Raw genomic sequence first — 15,895 nt, 5'->3', positions numbered from 1 at the left:
CCGTGCGGCAGCCCGCGGCCCAGCCGAACGCTCCGGCCCCGGCGGCCAGGCCCGCGGCTCCCGCTCCGGCGGCGCCGGCTCCAGCTCCGGCGGCGCCGGCTCCAGCTCCAGCGGCTCCGGCTCCAGCTCCGGCGGCTCCAGCTCCAGCTCCGGCGGCTCCGGCACCCGCCGTACGGGCTCCGAGCGCCGGCGCGGTCGACACGGCCCTGTCCTTCGCCACCCAGCAGATCGGTGATCGCTACGTGCTCGGCGGCTCGGGGCCGAACGTCTGGGACTGCTCCGGGCTGACCAAGGCCGCCTACGCGGCGGCGGGCGTCTACATCGGCTCGCACTCGGCCACCAACCAGTACCGCACCATGGCCAATCAGGGCCGCCTGGTGCCGTTCAGCCAGGCCCAGCGCGGCGACCTCGTCTTCTGGGGTGGTGGCGGCGACTACTACCACGTGGCGCTCTACGTGGGCGGCGGCAGGATCCTCGAGGCCCCGAACCCGTCCGCGCCCGTGCGTATCCACAGCATTTGGTCCGTCGGCGAGGTGGCCCCCTACGTGGGTCGACCCGGCTGACCGTCCGTGCCGAATCATGAGAAAAGCCCCTTCCCGGACTCCGGAAAGGGGCTTTTCCCACGATTCGGCGAAGCGGATCGCCGGATTGCGTGGGTCGGGAAGGCTAGTGGGCCTCGTCCGCCAGCTTCGTGATGCCGTCGCGCACGATCTGGTCGGCCTCCGCGGCGTCGCCCCAGCCCTCGGTCTTGACCCATTTGCCGGGCTCAAGGTCCTTGTAGTGCTCGAAGAAGTGCTCGATCTCCTTGCGGGTGTACTCCGGGATGTCGGTGACGTCCTGGATGTAGTCCCAGCGCGGATCGCCGGCGGGAACCGCGATGACCTTCGCGTCGGAGCCGCCGTCATCGGTCATGTTGAACACGCCGACCGGGCGAACCGACAGGCCGACACCCGGAAACAGGGGAAACTCGATCAGGACCAGGACGTCGACCGGGTCGCCGTCGAGTCCGAGGGTGTTCTCGAAGAAGCCGTAGTCGGTCGGGTACACGAAGCTCGTGTAAAGAACCCGGTCCAGGTACACCCGCCCGGTCTCGTGATCGACTTCGTACTTGTTGCGGCTCCCGCGGGGGATTTCGATTACTGCGTCGTATGCGGCCATGGCCTGGTCTCTCCCTTGTTCACAGTCTGTCGATAACGTTACTGGATGGAGTCCCCACGCCGCCCGAGGCTCACCCCGGTGATCGCCGATCTGCGCCGCCAGGTGCGCGCCCTGCTCACCGAGGCGGGGCCTGCGCCCGGCGACGCCCTGGTACTGGTCGGCTTCAGCGGGGGAGCCGACTCACTCGCCCTCGCCGCGGCCACGGCCTTCGAGGCGCCGCGCGCGGGCCTGCGGGCCGGAGCGGTCATCGTCGACCACGCCCTGCAGGCCGGCTCGGCCGGCGTCGCGGCCGCTGCGGCGCAGCAGGCCCGGGAACTGGGCCTCGACCCGGTGCTCGTCCTGCGGGTCACGGTCGAGCACGGCGCGGATGCCGGCGGGCCGGAAGCGTCCGCCCGCACCGCCCGGTACGCGGCCTTCGACGAGGCGCGCCGGGAGACCGGCGCGAGCCACATCCTGCTCGGGCACACCCTCGACGACCAGGCGGAGACCGTGCTGCTCGGCCTCGCCCGGGGATCGGGCCCGACGAGCCTGCAGGGAATGAAACCGGTTGGCGGGCCGATCCTGCGTCCGCTGCTGGGCATCCGTCGCGCCCAGACCCGGCAATTCTGCGTGGATTCCGATCTGCACCCCTGGCAGGACCCGCACAACGACGATCCGCGCTTCGCCCGGGTGCGGGTGCGCCAGACCGTGCTGCCGGTGCTCGAGCGGGAGCTGGGACCCGGCGTGGCCGAAGCGCTCGTGCGCACAGCCGGGCAGCTGCGCGAGGATTCGAGCGCCCTCGACGACCTGGCCCGCGTCCTGAGCGAGCAACTGAGCGAGCAACTCACCGCGCAACTCGGCGAGCGAGCCGATCCCGGCATCCGGCTGGAGGCGAGCCGGCTTGAGGCGAATCCGCCCGCGGTGCGCCAGCGGATCATCCGGTTCGCGGTCGAACGGGAGTTCGGGGTGTCCCTGGAACGCGTGCACACGCTCGCCGCGCTGCGCCTGGTCACCGACTGGCACGGGCAGAAGTCGCTCGACCTGCCAGGCGTTAGAGTTGAACGGCAGGACGGCTGGCTGATTTTCACCGCGCCTGGACACGCCCCGAGCAAAGGACCCTCCCGCTCCCATGGAACCCCGCGACATTGAAGGCGACCTCACCGAGATTCTGATCGAGGAGGAGCAGATCCGCACCCGGCTCGCCGAGCTGTGCCGCCTGATCGAGGCGGACTACGCCGGCAAGGATCTGCTGCTGGTCGGCGTGCTCAAGGGCGCGGTCATGGTCATGGCCGATCTGGCGCGCGAGCTCGTGCATCCGATCACGATGGACTGGATGGCGGTCAGCTCCTACGGGTCCGGCACGCAGTCCAGCGGCGTCGTGCGCATCCTGAAAGACCTTGACACCGACCTGCACGGCCGCAACGTGCTCATCGTCGAGGACATCATCGATTCCGGTCTGACCCTGTCGTGGCTCCTCTCCAACCTGAAGTCGCGCGGACCGGAATCCGTTGAAATCTGCGCCCTGCTCCGCAAACCGGATGCCGCACGCGTCGACATCGACGTGAAATACCTCGGGTTCGACATCCCGAACCAGTTCGTCGTGGGCTACGGTCTCGACTTCGACGAGCGCTACCGCAACCTGCGCTCGGTGGGCGTGCTCGCTCCGCACATCTACAGCTGAGGCAGGTAGCGCTTTGGGCGAACACACGGTCTTCCTCCAGCGGCGTCACGGTAGCCTGTCACCACGATGAAGGTCAAGAAACTACTCCGCGGGCCGCTCCTCTACATTCTGCTGGCGATTGTTGCCGTGTGGATAGGGTCGAGCCTGATCACCATGTCTGGATTCAAAGAGATTCCCACCCAACAGGGTCTGGAGTTCCTGAAAGACGGGAAGGTTTCCGAGGTCACGATCGTCGATGGCGAGCAACGCGTCGACCTGATCCTGACCAAGGCGGACAAGGACCTCGGCACCGAGGTTCAGTTCTACTACGTCGCCCCGCGCGGCGAAGAGGTCATCACGGCCGTCACGAACGCCAGCCCCGCGGACGGCTTCACCGACGAGGTGCCGAAGTCCAGTTGGTTCCTGTCGTTGCTCGGCATCATGCTTCCCCTGCTCCTGATCGGCGCATTCTTCTGGTTCATGCTCGCAGGGATGCAGGGCGGCGGCAACAAGGTCATGCAGTTCGGCAAGTCGAAGGCCAAGCTCGTCTCCAAGGAGAGCCCGCAGGTGACGTTCGCGGATGTCGCGGGGGCCGACGAGGCCATCGAGGAGCTCGAGGAGATCAAGGAATTCCTCAAGGAGCCGGCAAAATTCCAGGCTGTCGGGGCGCGCATCCCCAAGGGCGTGCTGCTCTACGGCCCTCCCGGAACCGGTAAGACCCTCCTCGCCCGCGCCGTCGCCGGCGAGGCCAACGTGCCGTTCTACGCCATCTCCGGCTCCGACTTCGTGGAGATGTTCGTGGGCGTCGGCGCGAGCCGCGTGCGTGACCTGTTCCAGCAGGCCAAGGAAAACGCCCCGGCCATCATCTTCATCGACGAGATCGACGCCGTCGGCCGCCACCGCGGCGCCGGCATGGGCGGCGGGCACGACGAGCGTGAGCAGACCCTCAACCAGCTGCTGGTCGAGATGGACGGCTTCGACGTCAAGGCGAACGTCATCCTGATCGCGGCCACCAACCGGCCCGACATCCTCGACCCCGCGCTGCTGCGCCCCGGCCGCTTCGACCGCCAGATCGGCGTGGACGCGCCCGACATGCTCGGCCGCAAGCGCATCCTCGAGGTGCACTCCAAGGGCAAGCCGATGGCTCCCGGCGTCGACCTCGAGGTTCTGGCACGCAAAACGCCCGGCTTCACCGGCGCCGACCTGGCCAACGTACTCAACGAGGCGGCCCTGCTCACTGCGCGCTCCAATGCGCAGCTGATCGACAACCGCGCCCTCGACGAGGCCGTCGACCGCGTGATGGCCGGTCCGCAGCGCCGCAGCCGCGTCATGCGCGACAAGGAGAAGCTGATCACCGCGTACCACGAGGGCGGCCACGCCCTCGTGGCGACCGCGATGCGCAACACCGACCCGGTCACCAAGATCACGATTCTGCCCCGCGGACGGGCGCTCGGCTACACGATGGTCATGCCGGTCGAGGACCGCTACTCCGTCACCCGCAACGAACTGCTCGACCAGCTCGCCTACGCAATGGGCGGCCGGGTGGCCGAGGAGATCATCTTCCACGACCCCACCACCGGCGCCTCGAATGACATCGAGAAGGCCACCTCCACCGCGCGCAAGATGGTCACCGAGTTCGGCATGAGTTCGGCCGTCGGTCCGCTCAAGCTCGGGCAGGGTTCCGGCGAGGTCTTCCTCGGTCGCGACATGGGCCACCAGCGGGACTACTCCGAGCGGGTCGCCGAGAGCGTCGATGCCGAAGTGCGCCAGCTCCTCGAAGACGCGCATGACGAGGCCTACCAGGTGCTGATCACGAACCGGGTGATCCTCGACGAGCTGGCCGCCGAACTGCTCGAGCACGAGACGCTCGACCAGCACGCGCTGGCCGCGATCTTCACGAGCGTCGTGAAGCTGCCCCCGCGCCCGCAGTGGCTGTCCAGTGACAAGCGCCCGGTGTCCGACCTGCCGCCCATCGCGATGCCGGCCCCCAAGGCATCCATTGAAAGCGGCGTCGTCGATGGCGACTCCGCCGGCGAGACCGCGGCGAGCACGCCGGCCCGCACGCCGGCCCGCACCCCTCGCCCCGCCACCGCCTAGGCCCCCGGGTGGCAGTAGACAAGGCGCGGATCGAAGCCGCCGTCGCCGAGATCCTCGCCGCAATCGGCGAGGATCCCGACCGGCCGGGCCTCGAGGCGACTCCTCGCCGGGTGGCCGAGTCCTACGGCGAGTTCTTCGCCGGGCTGGAGGTCGACCCGGTCGACCACCTGCGCGACACGATCCCGGTGGGTCGGCACACCGGTGAGCTGGTGCTCCTGCGCGACATCGCCTTCCGGTCCGTCTGCGAACACCACCTGCTGCCTTTTCTCGGCATCGCCCACCTGGCCTACGTGCCGAACGAGCGGGTCGTGGGGCTGGGCAAGCTGCCCGCCGTCGTCGACACGATCGCCGCCCGGCCCCAGATGCAGGAGCGCCTGACCGAGGAGATCGCCGAGGCCCTCCACACCGGGCTGGCACCGCTCGGCGTGCTGGTCGTGCTCGACGCCGTGCACGGCTGCGTCACCGCGCGCGGCTCGCGCCAGACGGCCAGTTCGACCGTCACGATGGCCAGCCGCGGGTCCCTCTCCGATCCCGTGATGCGCGCCGAGATCATGGCCCTGATCGGCTCCGGCCGGTGACCCGGCCGCGCACCCTGGTCATGGGGGTGCTCAACGTCACCCCGGACTCCTTCAGCGACGGTGGCCGGTGGGCGTCGACGGATGCCGCCATCGCCCACGCCCTCGACCTTCACGCCCAGGGAGCCGACCTGATCGACGTGGGCGGTGAGTCCACTCGCCCCGGCGCCGGCCGGGTCGCACCCGCCGAGGAGCAATCCCGGGTGATCCCGGTGATCACCGAGCTAGCCCGGCAGGGACTGTCGATCAGCGTCGACACCCTCAACGCGAGCACCGCGGACGCGGCGGCCGCCGCCGGGGCGCAGATCATCAACGATGTCTCCGGCGGCCTGGCGGACCCGCTGATGGCATCCGTCGCCGCACGGAGCGGGCTGACGTACGTGGCCATGCACTGGCGGGCGCACGCCCCGAAGATGGACGACCTCGCCGTCTACGGCGACGTCGTCGCCGAGGTGCGGACCGAGCTGTCCGCCCGGGTCGACGCGCTGACGGCGGCCGGCCTGCCACGGGAGAAGATCGTGCTCGATCCGGGTCTTGGCTTCTCGAAGCTGCCCGAGCACAACTGGAGCCTGCTGGCGCATCTGGACGCCTTCGCCGGACTGGGATTCCCAGTCATGGTGGGTGCCTCCCGCAAGCGGTTCCTCGCCGGGGTGCTCCCGGTCGACGCGGGCGTGCTGGACCGCGATTTGCCGACCGCCGTGGTCAGCGTGCTGGCCGCGCAGGCCGGCGCCTGGGCGGTGCGCGTGCACGACGTCGCGGCGACCCGAGCGGCGCTGAATGTGCTGGCACTGGCGGATTCCGCCAGAATAGGACCATGAGAAGCGATTCCATCACGCTCACCGGCCTGCGGGTCAACGCCCACCACGGCGTCTACGATTTCGAGCGGGAGAACGGCCAGGACTTCGTCATCGACGTGACGGTCTGGCTCGACCTGCAGGGTGCCGCCGCGAGTGACGATGTGACGCAGACCATCCACTACGGCGAGCTGGCCGAGGAGGTGACGGATGCTGCCAGGCACAACCCCGTCGACCTGATCGAAACCGTCGCCGAGCGCATCGCCGCCGTGGTACTCGCCCACGACGCCGCCGAGAGGGTGCAGGTGACGGTGCACAAACCACAGGCGCCGATCTCCGTTCCGTTCACGGATGTCGCGGTGCAGATCGTGCGGACGCGCGCATGACCGGCGCATTCCACCGTGAGGGGTCGCGAATCGACCTTCCGGCGGCCGGCGAAGGTCGATTCGCGACCCCTCAACCGGCGCTGCTCGCCCTGGGGAGCAACCTCGGCGACCGCGCGGCCACGCTCACCGCGGCGATATCCGCGCTGGAGTTGGTGCCCGGACTGGAGCTAACCGGCGTTTCCCCCGTCTACGAGTCAGCGGCGATGAAGGTCGGCGGCGTCGATGACGACGCGCCCCGCTATCTGAACCTGGTGGTCGGCATCCGTTACACCGGGGACCCGCACACTCTGCTCGACGCGGTGAACGCCATCGAGAACGAGCAGGGCCGGGTGCGGGTCGAACGCTGGGGCGACCGTACCCTCGACATCGACATCGTGGTGTTCGGCACGATCTCGCTGCACGACGACCGCCTGACCATCCCGCACCCGCGGGCCGCCGAGCGCGATTTCGTGCTGGCTCCCTGGCTGGACCTCGACCCGGCCGCCGTGCTCCCGGGCCAGGGCCCCGTGAGCGCGCTGCTCGCGGCGATCGAGACCACCGTGCAGCGGCACGCGGCACTGCCGTCGTCGGGCGGCAGCCGGTGAAACGCACTCAGGCGTCGGCGTTGGTCGCCCTGGGCCTGGTGGGCCTGGTCGTCGCATTCCTGCTCGAGCTGGCCGCCGTGGCAAGCGGCTCGGCGATGTTCCTGCCCCCGACCACCCTTCCGATCGCCCTGATCGCCATCGGTGTCGTCGTCCTGGCGCTGGCCCGGCCGATCCGCCAGGCCACACGCGGCCGGGTGGGCCAGCACGTCAATCCGTTCCTGGCCATCCGTGTGGCGCTGCTGGCGAAGGCGTCCGCGCTGAGCGGGGCGTTGCTACTGGGCGGCGGGCTGGGAATCGTGCTCTACATCCTGACCCGCTCGGTCGTACCGGCGGTAACATCGTTATGGCCTGCAATCGGGACGGCGGTGGGTGCCGCGATCCTCCTGACGCTGGGGCTCGTGGCCGAGCATTTCTGCACGCTTCCCCCCGATGACGACGATCAAGAGCAGGGAGAAGTGCGTGCCTGACGCGGCCGACCGACTGGACCTCCCCGATGTGGGGGAGTGGAAGCGCGTCTCGCCGCGCTACGTGGTGGTGGAGACGGTCGGCACGATCGTCTTCGGACTGGTTCTCGCGGCCGCGGCCGCAGCGGTGTGGTTGCTCCTGGACGTGCAGTGGGCGCTTTACGTGATCGGCGCGGTCGTGCTGATCACCGGGGCCACCGTCGCGTTCGAACCGCGCCGGGTGCGGGCCATCGGCTACCAGCTGCGGCGCGACGACCTGCTTTTCCGACGCGGCATCATGTTCACCCGGTTCGTGTCCGTTCCCTACGGGCGGATGCAGCTGGTCGACATCACCCGCGGCCCGATTGCCCGCTGGCTGGGGCTGGCAGACCTCAAATTCGTTACCGCGGCGGCCTCGTCCGGGGTCCTCATTCCCGGACTCCCCGAGGCCGATGCGGAGAGCCTGCGCGACCGCCTCGTGGAGCTGGCCGAGAGTCGTCGGGCCGGGCTGTGACCACGACGCTCGCCGACGGGGAATGGCACCGGCTGCATCCGGCCAGCCCGCTACTTCGCGGCGGCATTTTCATCGTCGCGGTGCTCGGCTTCATCATCGCCAACCTGCGCGAACGGCTGATCGACGTCTTCTTCGGGGTGCCGCGCTACGGCGGGGACCCGATCGACGCGATCCTCGAGCGCGGCGCCGTCGGCTGGGCGCTGCTCGCGGTCGCCGTCGTGCTCCTGCTGATCCTCGCGGTCTTCTACCTGTCCTGGCGCATGCACACCTTCCGGGTCACAGCGGAGGTCGTCGAGGTGCGTAGCGGAATGCTCTTCCGCAGCAACCGCCGGGCCCGCCTCGACCGCATCCAGGGCGTCAACATCGTGCGCCCGTTCATCCCGCGCCTGATCGGCGCCGCGAAGTTGGAAGTCAGCGTGGCCGGCCAGGACGCCAATGTGCAACTGGCCTACCTGGGGTCGGCCCTGGCAGACCAGCTGCGCCGGGACATCCTTCGCCTCGCGTCCGGACTGCGCCAGCAGGCTGTTCCCGTCCCGGAGGCCGCGCTCGCCCCGGATGTTGCGCTCGCCCCGGCCGCCGGGGCCGGGCTCGGCCCCGAGCCGGTCTACGCGCCGGCCGCTGCCTTCAGCGTCGCCGACCGGGCCCGGGACTTCTTCGCGCCCGAACTGGACCCCGACGCGGCGCCGCCGGAATCGGTGGTGCGGATCCCGCTCGGGCGGCTGATCGGATCCGTCGTGTGCAGCGGCTTCACGGTCTTCGTCGTGCTCGCCGGGATCGCCCTGATCGTCAGCGTGACCGCCGGCGGCAGCGACTGGCTGTTCGTGGCGTTCATCCCCACCCTGGTCGCCGGCGTCAGCTTCTACTTCACCCGCGTCACCAAGTCGCTGCGGTACAGCATCGCCGGCACCCCCGACGGCGTGCGGGTCGGCTTCGGGCTGCTCACCACCAGCAACGAGACCCTGCCACCGGGCCGGATCCACGCGATCGGAGTCTCGCAGCCCCTGCTCTGGCGCCCGTTCGGCTGGTGGCAGGTGCGCATCAACACGGCCGGCCATTCCAGCACCAAGGGCGCCGCGGGTGAGGCCAACACCACCACCCTCCCGGTGGGAACGCTCGCCGACGTCGCCCGGGTGCTCGAGTTGATCCTGCCCGGATTCGACTCCGCGGAGCAGCAGACCCTGATCGAACGGGGCCTGCGCTCGAAGGGCGGCGACGACGGCTTCACGAACGCTCCGCGCCGGGCGGCCTGGCTGCATCCGTTCTCGTGGCGCCGCACCGGCTACACCGTCTCGGACGGCATCGCCCTGCTCCGCCGCGGCGTGATCGCGCGGGAACTGGTGCTGGTGCCGCTGGCCCGGTTGCAGAGCGTCGCCATCTCGCAGGGCCCGGTGACACGGATGCTGCGCCTCGGTTCCGCCCGGCTTCACACCGTCGCCGGGCCGGTGTCCGCCTACCTCGGGGTGGTGGACGCCGCCGAAGCGCTGGTCTTCTTCGACCGGATCGCCTCCGGAGCCGTCTCGTCCGCCCAGGCCGACACCAGCCATCACTGGAACCAGCCGCACCAGGACCAGCCCAACGTAGAGCGGCCGCACCAGGACCATCCCGCCTGGTACCCGACGAACGGAGTCACCGAATGACGCAGCGGCCAGGACGCCTCGGAATCGGCATCATCGGCGCCGGCCGGGTCGGACCCATCCTCGGCGCCGCCCTCGCCGGCGCCGGCCACGCGATCGTCGGCATCTCCGCCATCTCGCAGTCCAGTCGCGACCGGGCCGAGGCGATCCTGCCGGGCGCACCCATCCTCACCGTTCCCGAGATCGTCGAGCGCAGCGAACTGGTCATCATCGCCGTGCCCGACGCGCAGCTCGAGAGCCTCGTCAGCGGGCTCGCGGCCACCGGAACCTGGCAGGCCGGCCAGCTCGTGCTGCACACCTCGGCCCGGTACGGCACCGCGGTGCTGGCCCCGGCGCAGGCCGGCGGCGCGATCCCGCTGGCCATCCACCCGGCTATGAGCTTCACCGGCACCAGCATCGACCTGGCCCGCCTGGCCGACAGCTACTTCGCGGTGACGGCGCCCACGCCGGTACTGCCGATCGGCCAGGCGCTCGTCGTGGAGATGGGCGGTGAGCCCGTGATCGTGGCGGAGGCCGACCGGGCCGGCTACGCCGAGGCCGTGGAGACCGCCACGGCGTTCTCCACCTCGATCGTGGAGCAGGCCACCGGGCTGCTGGCCGGCATCGGCATCGAGCACCCCGGAGCGGTGATCGCGCCGCTGATGCGCTCCGCCATGGAGAACGCGCTCGCCCGCACCAGCCCCGAGCGCCTCGACCTGTCCCAGCTCGACGCGCTCGACGCGCTCGATGGCCGCGACCAGGACGATTTCGACGAATGACACAATCGCAACACACCGGAGGACGAGTGAACGTGCTCACCAAACCAGAAGTCATCGGCAGCATCGAGGAAATGCGGAGCCGCCTGACCGACGCGCGGAGCCGCAACGTGAGCGAGCGCGTCGAGCGCGGCGAGGCCGGGCTCGGGCGCCCCCGCATCGTGCTGGTCCCGACCATGGGGGCCCTGCACGCCGGGCACCTGACCCTGGTGCGTCGGGCCCGCAGCCTCGGCGACATCGTCGTGGTGTCGATCTTCGTCAACCCGCTGCAGTTCGGCGTCGGGGAAGACCTCGGCAGTTACCCGCGCACTCTCGAGGCCGACGTCGCGGCCCTGGCAGTGGAGGGCGTGCCGTTCGTCTTCGCGCCGACCAACCAGGTGATGTACCCGGACGGCGCCGCGTCCACCCGGGTGTCCGCCGGTTCCGTCGGCAGTCTCCTCGAGGGGGCCGCGCGCCCCGGGCACTTCGACGGCATGCTCACGGTGGTCGCGAAGCTGTTCAATATCGTCGGCCCCGACGTGGCCGTGTTCGGCCAGAAGGACGCGCAGCAGGTATTCCTGATCGAACGGATGCTGGCCGACCTCGACTTCCGCACCCGCATCGAGGTCGTCCCGATCGTGCGCGAAGACGGCGGCCTCGCGCTCTCCAGCCGCAACCGCGCTCTGGAACCGGCGCAGCGCGCCGCCGCCCGGGCGCTGTCTGCGGGGCTCGAGGCCGCCGCATCCGTCGCCGGTCAGGGAGCCGAGGCCACCCTGCAGGCCGCCCATGCGTGGATCGACGCCCAGCCGCTGGTTAAACTGGACTATCTCGTTGTCGTCGACCCCCTGACCTTCCTTCCGGTCGGGGCCCTGCATCACGGCCCGGCCCGCATGCTGGTCGCAGCGCTGGTCGGTCACACCCGGCTGATCGACAACGTGGCCCTGAACCTTCCCTAGGCCGTCCCGAAAGCCCGAAAGCCCGACAGCCACCAGCCCGACCTTTCATCAACACGTCGTCACATCAATGAGCACGCGCGGGGGCGCCGGGCATCACCCGGCCGCCACCTGCCACGGAGAACCGCATGAGCGAGCAGAACCCAGTACCGACCGAGGCCGAAATCGTGGCCGCCGCAGTGGCGGAGGCCGAGACCAATGAGCAGAAGGTCGTGCGCCTGGCCAAGCGTGACCGGTTGAACGCCGCGGCGACCAGCCCCGCCGGCGGTGCCTACCCGGTGTCCGTGCCCGTCACCGACACTATCCCCGCCGTGCGCGCACGGTTCGGCGACCTCGCCGCGGACGCCGTCACCGGCGTCACCGTCGGCCTCGCCGGCCGAGTCGTGCACCTCCGCAACACCGGCAAGCTCTGCTTCGCCAGCCTTCAGTCCGGCGACGGCAGCCGAATCCAGGCCATGGTCTCCCTCGGTGAGGTGGGGGAGGAATCCCTCGCCGACTGGAAGGACCTCGTCGACCTCGGCGACCACCTCTTCGTCTCCGGTGAGGTCATCTCTTCCCGCCGCGGCGAGCTCTCCATCATGGCGACGGAGTGGCAGATCGCCGCCAAGGCGCTGCTGCCCCTGCCGAACCTGCACACCGAGCTCAGCGAGGAGACCCGCGTGCGCAGCCGGTACCTCGACCTGATCGCCCGTGAGCAGGCGCGCCGCAGTGTGATCCAGCGCTCGCAGACCGTTGCGAGCCTCCGTCGCACCTTCACCGACCTGGGCTTCATCGAGATCGAGACGCCCATGCTGCAGGTCATGCACGGCGGCGCATCCGCTCGCCCGTTCACGACCCACAGCAACGCGTTCGACACCGACCTCTACCTGCGGATCGCGCCGGAGCTGTTCCTCAAGCGCGCCGTCGTCGGCGGCATCGACCGGGTTTACGAGATCAACCGTAACTTCCGCAATGAGGGTGCCGACTCCACCCACTCGCCCGAATTCGCCATGCTCGAGGCCTATGAGGCCTACGGCGACTACAACTCGATCGCCGACCTCACCCAGACCCTGATTCAGGATGCCGCGCTCGCCATCGCCGGCTCGCACGTGGTGACCTGGGCCGACGGCACCGAATTCGACCTGGGTGGTGACTGGGACCGCATCGGCATGTACGACAGCCTGTCCGCGGCCGTCGGCTACGAGATCTCGCCGGCCACCCCGCTCGCCGAGCTGAAGACGCTCGCCGACACCGAGGGGCTCGACATCGACCACCCCATCCACGGCAAGTACGTCGAGGAGTTGTGGGAGCATTTCGTCAAGGGTGGCCTGACCCGCCCCACGTTCGTGATGGACTTCCCGATCGACACCAGCCCGCTCGTGCGCGGCCATCGACAGCTCCCCGGCGTGGTTGAGAAGTGGGACCTGTACGTGCGCGGATTCGAGTTGGCCACCGGCTACTCCGAGCTCGTCGACCCGGTCGTGCAGCGTGAGCGTTTCGTCGAACAAGCGCGCCTTGCCGCCGGCGGCGACCCCGAGGCCATGCGCCTCGACGAGGAATTCCTGCGGGCCCTCGAACACGGGATGCCGCCCACCGGAGGCATGGGAATGGGCATCGACCGCCTGCTGATGGCGCTGTCCGGGCTGGGAATTCGGGAGACCATCCTGTTCCCACTGGTGAAATAATCACACCATGAGTTTTGAGCCTCCCCGCGAGCCTGCGCCTGGCGAGCCTGCGCCTGGCGTGCCTGCGCCTGGCGTGCCTGCGCCTGGCGTGCCTGCGCCTGGCGTGCCTGCGCCTGGCGTGCCTGCGGCCGGCGTGCCTGCGCCCGGCGTGCCTGCGCGCAGGGCGCCGTCTGCCCGTGAACCTGCGCCGCGCGCCCGCCGACGTCCGACCCTGCTCGAGCTGTCGATCTGGGTCGGCGTCGCGGGCACGGGTATCTACGCCATCGGCACCGGCATCGCGGGGATGCTGAACAAATAGGGTTGCGCCTCGGACCGCGGTTTTCCCGTATCGTTGTAGACATCATGGACAACTTCTGGGTCAGCGCATTCTGGGCACTCCTGCCTACCGTCGCGGTCGGCCTCATCTTCTGGATTGTGATGCGCTCCATCGTGCGGGCCGATCGCACGGAGCGGAAGGTCTACGCCCGGATCGAGGCGGAAGAACGCGCCAAGCTCGGGCTTGACAACCCGGTCACGTAGCACCGGATGTTCGGCATCGAAATCTCGACCGTCATCCTGGTGATCGCCGTGGTGGTCGATTTCGCCATCCGCGTGGTGGCGATCATTGTGGTTCCCCGCAATCGCCGTCCGACATCGGGGATGGCGTGGCTACTCACCATCTTCTTCCTGCCCTACGTCGGCGCGTTGCTCTTCCTGCTGATCGGATACCGCACCCTGCCGAAGAAGCGGCTGGAGATGCAGGAGGAGATCAACCAATTCATCCTCGACAGCACCAAGGGAATCGATCAGGTGCGCCGCGACCACCCCTGGCCGCTGTGGCTCGAATCGGTCGTCGAGCTCAACCGCAACCTAGGGTCGATGCCGCTGGTCGGCGGCAACGAGGCCCGGCTTCTCGGCGACTACGAGGACACGTTCGCCGAGATGGTGACCGACATCGATCAGGCCCGCAATTTCGTGCACGTCGAGTTCTACATCCTCTCGCTGGACCCGACCACAGCGCCGTTCTTCGACGCCCTCGAGAACGCCGTCAAGCGCGGTGTCACGGTGCGTGTGCTGATGGACCACATCCAGTCGATGCGCAAGCCGGGCTACCGTGAGACGCTGCGCCGGCTCACCGACTCCGGTGTGAAGTGGGAGCTGCTGCTGCCGCTGCAACCGCTCAAGGGCAAGTGGCAGCGCCCGGACCTGCGCAACCATCGCAAGGTGTTGATCATCGATGGCCTCGTCGGCTACATGGGGTCGCAGAACGTGATCGACCGCTCCTACAACATGCCCCGGAACATCCGTCGTGGTCTGAAATGGAAAGACTTGATGACGCGGGTCGAGGGGCCGATCGTGTCGGGCCTCAACGCGATCTTCATCACCGACTGGTACAGCGAGACCAACGACCTGCTGACCCGGGACATCCAGCCGGTTCAGACCGACATCGTGCCGCACTCCCTGGATTGCCAGATCGTGCCCAGCGGGCCCGGCTTCGAGGGCGAGAACAACCTGCGGCTGTTCCTCGCGCTGCTTTATTATGCACAGGAACGCATCATCATCACGAGCCCGTACTTCGTGCCTGATGAGTCGATCATGTACGCCATCACCACCGCCACCCAGCGCGGGCTGCGGGTGGAACTGTTCGTCTCCGAGGTCGGCGACCAGGCCCTCGTCTACCACGCGCAGCGCTCCTACTACGAAGAACTGCTGCGGGCGGGCGTAAAGATCTACCTGTACAAGGCTCCCTACGTGCTGCACGCCAAGCACTTCACGATCGACGACGAGGTTGCCGTGATCGGGTCGAGCAATATGGATATGCGCTCGTTCAGCCTCAACTTCGAGGTATCGATGATGGTGCGCGGCCGCTCCTTCGTGCAGCAACTTCGGGCGGTCGAAGACGGCTACCGGGAGGACAGCCGCGAGCTCACGCTCGAGGAGTGGATGAAGCAGCCGCTGCGCTCAACGGTGCTTGACAACCTCGCCCGGCTGACCTCCGCGGTGCAGTAGCGCCTCGACTCAACCCCACCACGGTTCCCGCCGCACCTCCGCGGTGCAGTAACGCCTCGACTTAACCCCACCACGGTTCCCGCCTCGGTGGTCGAGCTTGTCGAGTCCGGGCGACCCGACGTGGGGAGGTTCCCCGGTCGGTGGTCGAGCGTGTCGAGATCTGGCGGTCTGACGTGGGGAGGTTCCCCCGTTGGTGGTCGAGCTGTCGAGTCCGGGGGCCGGGAAGCATCTACTCGTCGTCGTGGGTCACGTTCTTCCGCTCGATTGCGTCGGTCATCCGGGTGCGGGACTTGGTGACGGTGCGCCACTTCNGCCGTTGTCGGTGTGGGTGGGTCCGCCTTCTGAGTGCGGGATGACGTGGTGGATCTCGGTCATTCCGGCGGGGATTGTGCAGCCGGGGATGATGCAGGTGCCGTCGCGGAGTTGGATCGCTCGGCGTTGCGCGGGGGTGAAGCAGCGTTCGGGGGAGCCGAGGGCGATGATGCGTCCCTCGTCGTTGATGACGATTTTTTGTTGGCCGCCGGTGCTGATCAGGTCCGTGACGGCGTTGATCGTGATCGGGGCTTCGACTCCGTCGATCCAGCCGACGCCGTGGCCCTGACCGAAGTCCGCGTTCAGGTCCTGCTCTCGGACGCTGACGAGGACCGTGGCGGGGGCGCCGCCGATGGTCGGGGATTCGCCGGCGCGGGAGGCGACGTCGAGGATGACGGCGAGTACGTCGTGCCGACGCT

General features: G+C 68.9%; 19 protein-coding genes. 17 read left to right on the top strand and 2 right to left on the bottom strand.

All coding sequences use genetic code 11. The features are described 5' to 3' along the window. On the top strand, positions 1 to 563 hold a 563-nt coding region (locus E3T28_RS12955; protein WP_194088569.1), incomplete at its 5' end, for a C40 family peptidase. Positions 564 to 666: 103 nt separating this feature from the next. Here E3T28_RS12955 and E3T28_RS12950 read toward each other — a convergent pair. Continuing rightward, a complete protein-coding gene (locus E3T28_RS12950) occupies positions 667 to 1,158 on the bottom strand; it encodes an inorganic diphosphatase (RefSeq protein ID WP_134431967.1) in 492 nt (163 codons plus the stop codon). A gap of 45 nt (positions 1,159 to 1,203) precedes the next feature. On the opposite strand from E3T28_RS12950, the gene tilS reads away from it, so the two are divergent. From tilS to cls, 16 genes are all read left to right on the top strand, one after another. Beyond that, positions 1,204 to 2,286, top strand: coding sequence for a tRNA lysidine(34) synthetase TilS (tilS, locus tag E3T28_RS12945; RefSeq protein WP_134431964.1), 1,083 nt, complete (start codon positions 1,204 to 1,206; stop codon positions 2,284 to 2,286). Then, positions 2,267 to 2,818, top strand: coding sequence for a hypoxanthine phosphoribosyltransferase (hpt, locus tag E3T28_RS12940; RefSeq protein ID WP_104169606.1), 552 nt, complete (start codon positions 2,267 to 2,269; stop codon positions 2,816 to 2,818). The genes tilS and hpt overlap by 20 nt, the downstream gene beginning before the upstream one ends. Positions 2,819 to 2,884: 66 nt before the next feature. Then, a complete protein-coding gene (ftsH, locus tag E3T28_RS12935) occupies positions 2,885 to 4,894 on the top strand; it encodes an ATP-dependent zinc metalloprotease FtsH (RefSeq protein WP_134431961.1) in 2,010 nt (669 codons plus the stop codon). A gap of 8 nt (positions 4,895 to 4,902) precedes the next feature. Next, complete coding sequence (gene folE, locus E3T28_RS12930; protein WP_134431958.1) at positions 4,903 to 5,472, top strand: GTP cyclohydrolase I FolE; 570 nt, start codon at positions 4,903 to 4,905, stop codon at positions 5,470 to 5,472. A gap of 20 nt (positions 5,473 to 5,492) precedes the next feature. Continuing rightward, positions 5,493 to 6,287: a dihydropteroate synthase gene (gene folP / locus E3T28_RS12925; RefSeq protein WP_134431969.1), complete on the top strand. Its 795-nt coding sequence runs from the start codon at positions 5,493 to 5,495 to the stop codon at positions 6,285 to 6,287. Next, entirely contained in the window at positions 6,284 to 6,649 is a 366-nt protein-coding gene (gene folB / locus E3T28_RS12920) for a dihydroneopterin aldolase (protein ID WP_134431954.1), read from the top strand. Before folP ends, folB begins: the two co-directional genes overlap by 4 nt. After that, entirely contained in the window at positions 6,646 to 7,233 is a 588-nt protein-coding gene (gene folK, locus E3T28_RS12915; RefSeq protein ID WP_134431951.1) for a 2-amino-4-hydroxy-6-hydroxymethyldihydropteridine diphosphokinase, read from the top strand. The genes folB and folK overlap by 4 nt, the downstream gene beginning before the upstream one ends. After that, positions 7,230 to 7,700, top strand: coding sequence for a DUF3180 domain-containing protein (locus tag E3T28_RS12910; RefSeq protein ID WP_134431949.1), 471 nt, complete (start codon positions 7,230 to 7,232; stop codon positions 7,698 to 7,700). Before folK ends, E3T28_RS12910 begins: the two co-directional genes overlap by 4 nt. Continuing rightward, complete coding sequence (locus E3T28_RS12905; protein ID WP_241979337.1) at positions 7,693 to 8,190, top strand: PH domain-containing protein; 498 nt, start codon at positions 7,693 to 7,695, stop codon at positions 8,188 to 8,190. Before E3T28_RS12910 ends, E3T28_RS12905 begins: the two co-directional genes overlap by 8 nt. Further along, on the top strand, positions 8,187 to 9,827 hold the full coding sequence (locus tag E3T28_RS12900; protein WP_134431943.1) for a PH domain-containing protein: 1,641 nt from the start codon (positions 8,187 to 8,189) through the stop codon (positions 9,825 to 9,827). Before E3T28_RS12905 ends, E3T28_RS12900 begins: the two co-directional genes overlap by 4 nt. After that, positions 9,824 to 10,582: a Rossmann-like and DUF2520 domain-containing protein gene (locus tag E3T28_RS12895; RefSeq protein ID WP_134431940.1), complete on the top strand. Its 759-nt coding sequence runs from the start codon at positions 9,824 to 9,826 to the stop codon at positions 10,580 to 10,582. Before E3T28_RS12900 ends, E3T28_RS12895 begins: the two co-directional genes overlap by 4 nt. A 71-nt stretch (positions 10,583 to 10,653) precedes the next feature. After that, on the top strand, positions 10,654 to 11,514 hold the full coding sequence (gene panC, locus E3T28_RS12890) for a pantoate--beta-alanine ligase (protein WP_241979338.1): 861 nt from the start codon (positions 10,654 to 10,656) through the stop codon (positions 11,512 to 11,514). A 125-nt stretch (positions 11,515 to 11,639) separates the two neighbouring features. Beyond that, entirely contained in the window at positions 11,640 to 13,175 is a 1,536-nt protein-coding gene (gene lysS / locus E3T28_RS12885; RefSeq protein ID WP_134431934.1) for a lysine--tRNA ligase, read from the top strand. A 103-nt stretch (positions 13,176 to 13,278) separates the two neighbouring features. Continuing rightward, entirely contained in the window at positions 13,279 to 13,473 is a 195-nt protein-coding gene (locus tag E3T28_RS17105; protein WP_194088568.1) for a hypothetical protein, read from the top strand. A gap of 44 nt (positions 13,474 to 13,517) precedes the next feature. Beyond that, positions 13,518 to 13,694 (top strand): hypothetical protein, encoded by a 177-nt coding sequence (locus tag E3T28_RS16960; protein ID WP_166787035.1) that lies wholly within the window; start codon positions 13,518 to 13,520, stop codon positions 13,692 to 13,694. A gap of 6 nt (positions 13,695 to 13,700) precedes the next feature. Continuing rightward, entirely contained in the window at positions 13,701 to 15,164 is a 1,464-nt protein-coding gene (gene cls, locus E3T28_RS12875; protein ID WP_134431931.1) for a cardiolipin synthase, read from the top strand. Positions 15,165 to 15,437: 273 nt separating this feature from the next. Here the strand turns inward: cls and E3T28_RS12870 are convergent, their stop codons facing one another. Continuing rightward, entirely contained in the window at positions 15,438 to 15,869 is a 432-nt protein-coding gene (locus tag E3T28_RS12870) for an HNH endonuclease signature motif containing protein (RefSeq protein WP_478213419.1), read from the bottom strand. Positions 15,870 to 15,895: the final 26 nt, after the last annotated feature.

The organism is Cryobacterium sinapicolor (assembly GCF_004403465.1).
Classification (GTDB): Bacteria; Actinomycetota; Actinomycetes; order Actinomycetales; family Microbacteriaceae; genus Cryobacterium; species Cryobacterium sinapicolor.
This window is presented reverse-complemented; position numbering and strand designations above follow the sequence as displayed.

What these genes read in the sequence shown, in the direction of transcription:
- E3T28_RS12950 (WP_134431967.1), bottom strand. Translation starts at nt 1,158, where the DNA reads ATGGCCGCATACGACGCAGTAATCGAAATCCCCCGCGGGAGCCGCAAC.
- tilS (WP_134431964.1), top strand. Translation starts at nt 1,204, where the DNA reads ATGGAGTCCCCACGCCGCCCGAGGCTCACCCCGGTGATCGCCGATCTG.
- hpt (WP_104169606.1), top strand. Translation starts at nt 2,267, where the DNA reads ATGGAACCCCGCGACATTGAAGGCGACCTCACCGAGATTCTGATCGAG.
- ftsH (WP_134431961.1), top strand. Translation starts at nt 2,885, where the DNA reads ATGAAGGTCAAGAAACTACTCCGCGGGCCGCTCCTCTACATTCTGCTG.
- folP (WP_134431969.1), top strand. Translation starts at nt 5,493, where the DNA reads ATGGGGGTGCTCAACGTCACCCCGGACTCCTTCAGCGACGGTGGCCGG.
- folB (WP_134431954.1), top strand. Translation starts at nt 6,284, where the DNA reads ATGAGAAGCGATTCCATCACGCTCACCGGCCTGCGGGTCAACGCCCAC.
- folK (WP_134431951.1), top strand. Translation starts at nt 6,646, where the DNA reads ATGACCGGCGCATTCCACCGTGAGGGGTCGCGAATCGACCTTCCGGCG.
- E3T28_RS12895 (WP_134431940.1), top strand. Translation starts at nt 9,824, where the DNA reads ATGACGCAGCGGCCAGGACGCCTCGGAATCGGCATCATCGGCGCCGGC.
- panC (WP_241979338.1), top strand. Translation starts at nt 10,654, where the DNA reads ATGCGGAGCCGCCTGACCGACGCGCGGAGCCGCAACGTGAGCGAGCGC.
- lysS (WP_134431934.1), top strand. Translation starts at nt 11,640, where the DNA reads ATGAGCGAGCAGAACCCAGTACCGACCGAGGCCGAAATCGTGGCCGCC.
- E3T28_RS16960 (WP_166787035.1), top strand. Translation starts at nt 13,518, where the DNA reads ATGGACAACTTCTGGGTCAGCGCATTCTGGGCACTCCTGCCTACCGTC.
- cls (WP_134431931.1), top strand. Translation starts at nt 13,701, where the DNA reads ATGTTCGGCATCGAAATCTCGACCGTCATCCTGGTGATCGCCGTGGTG.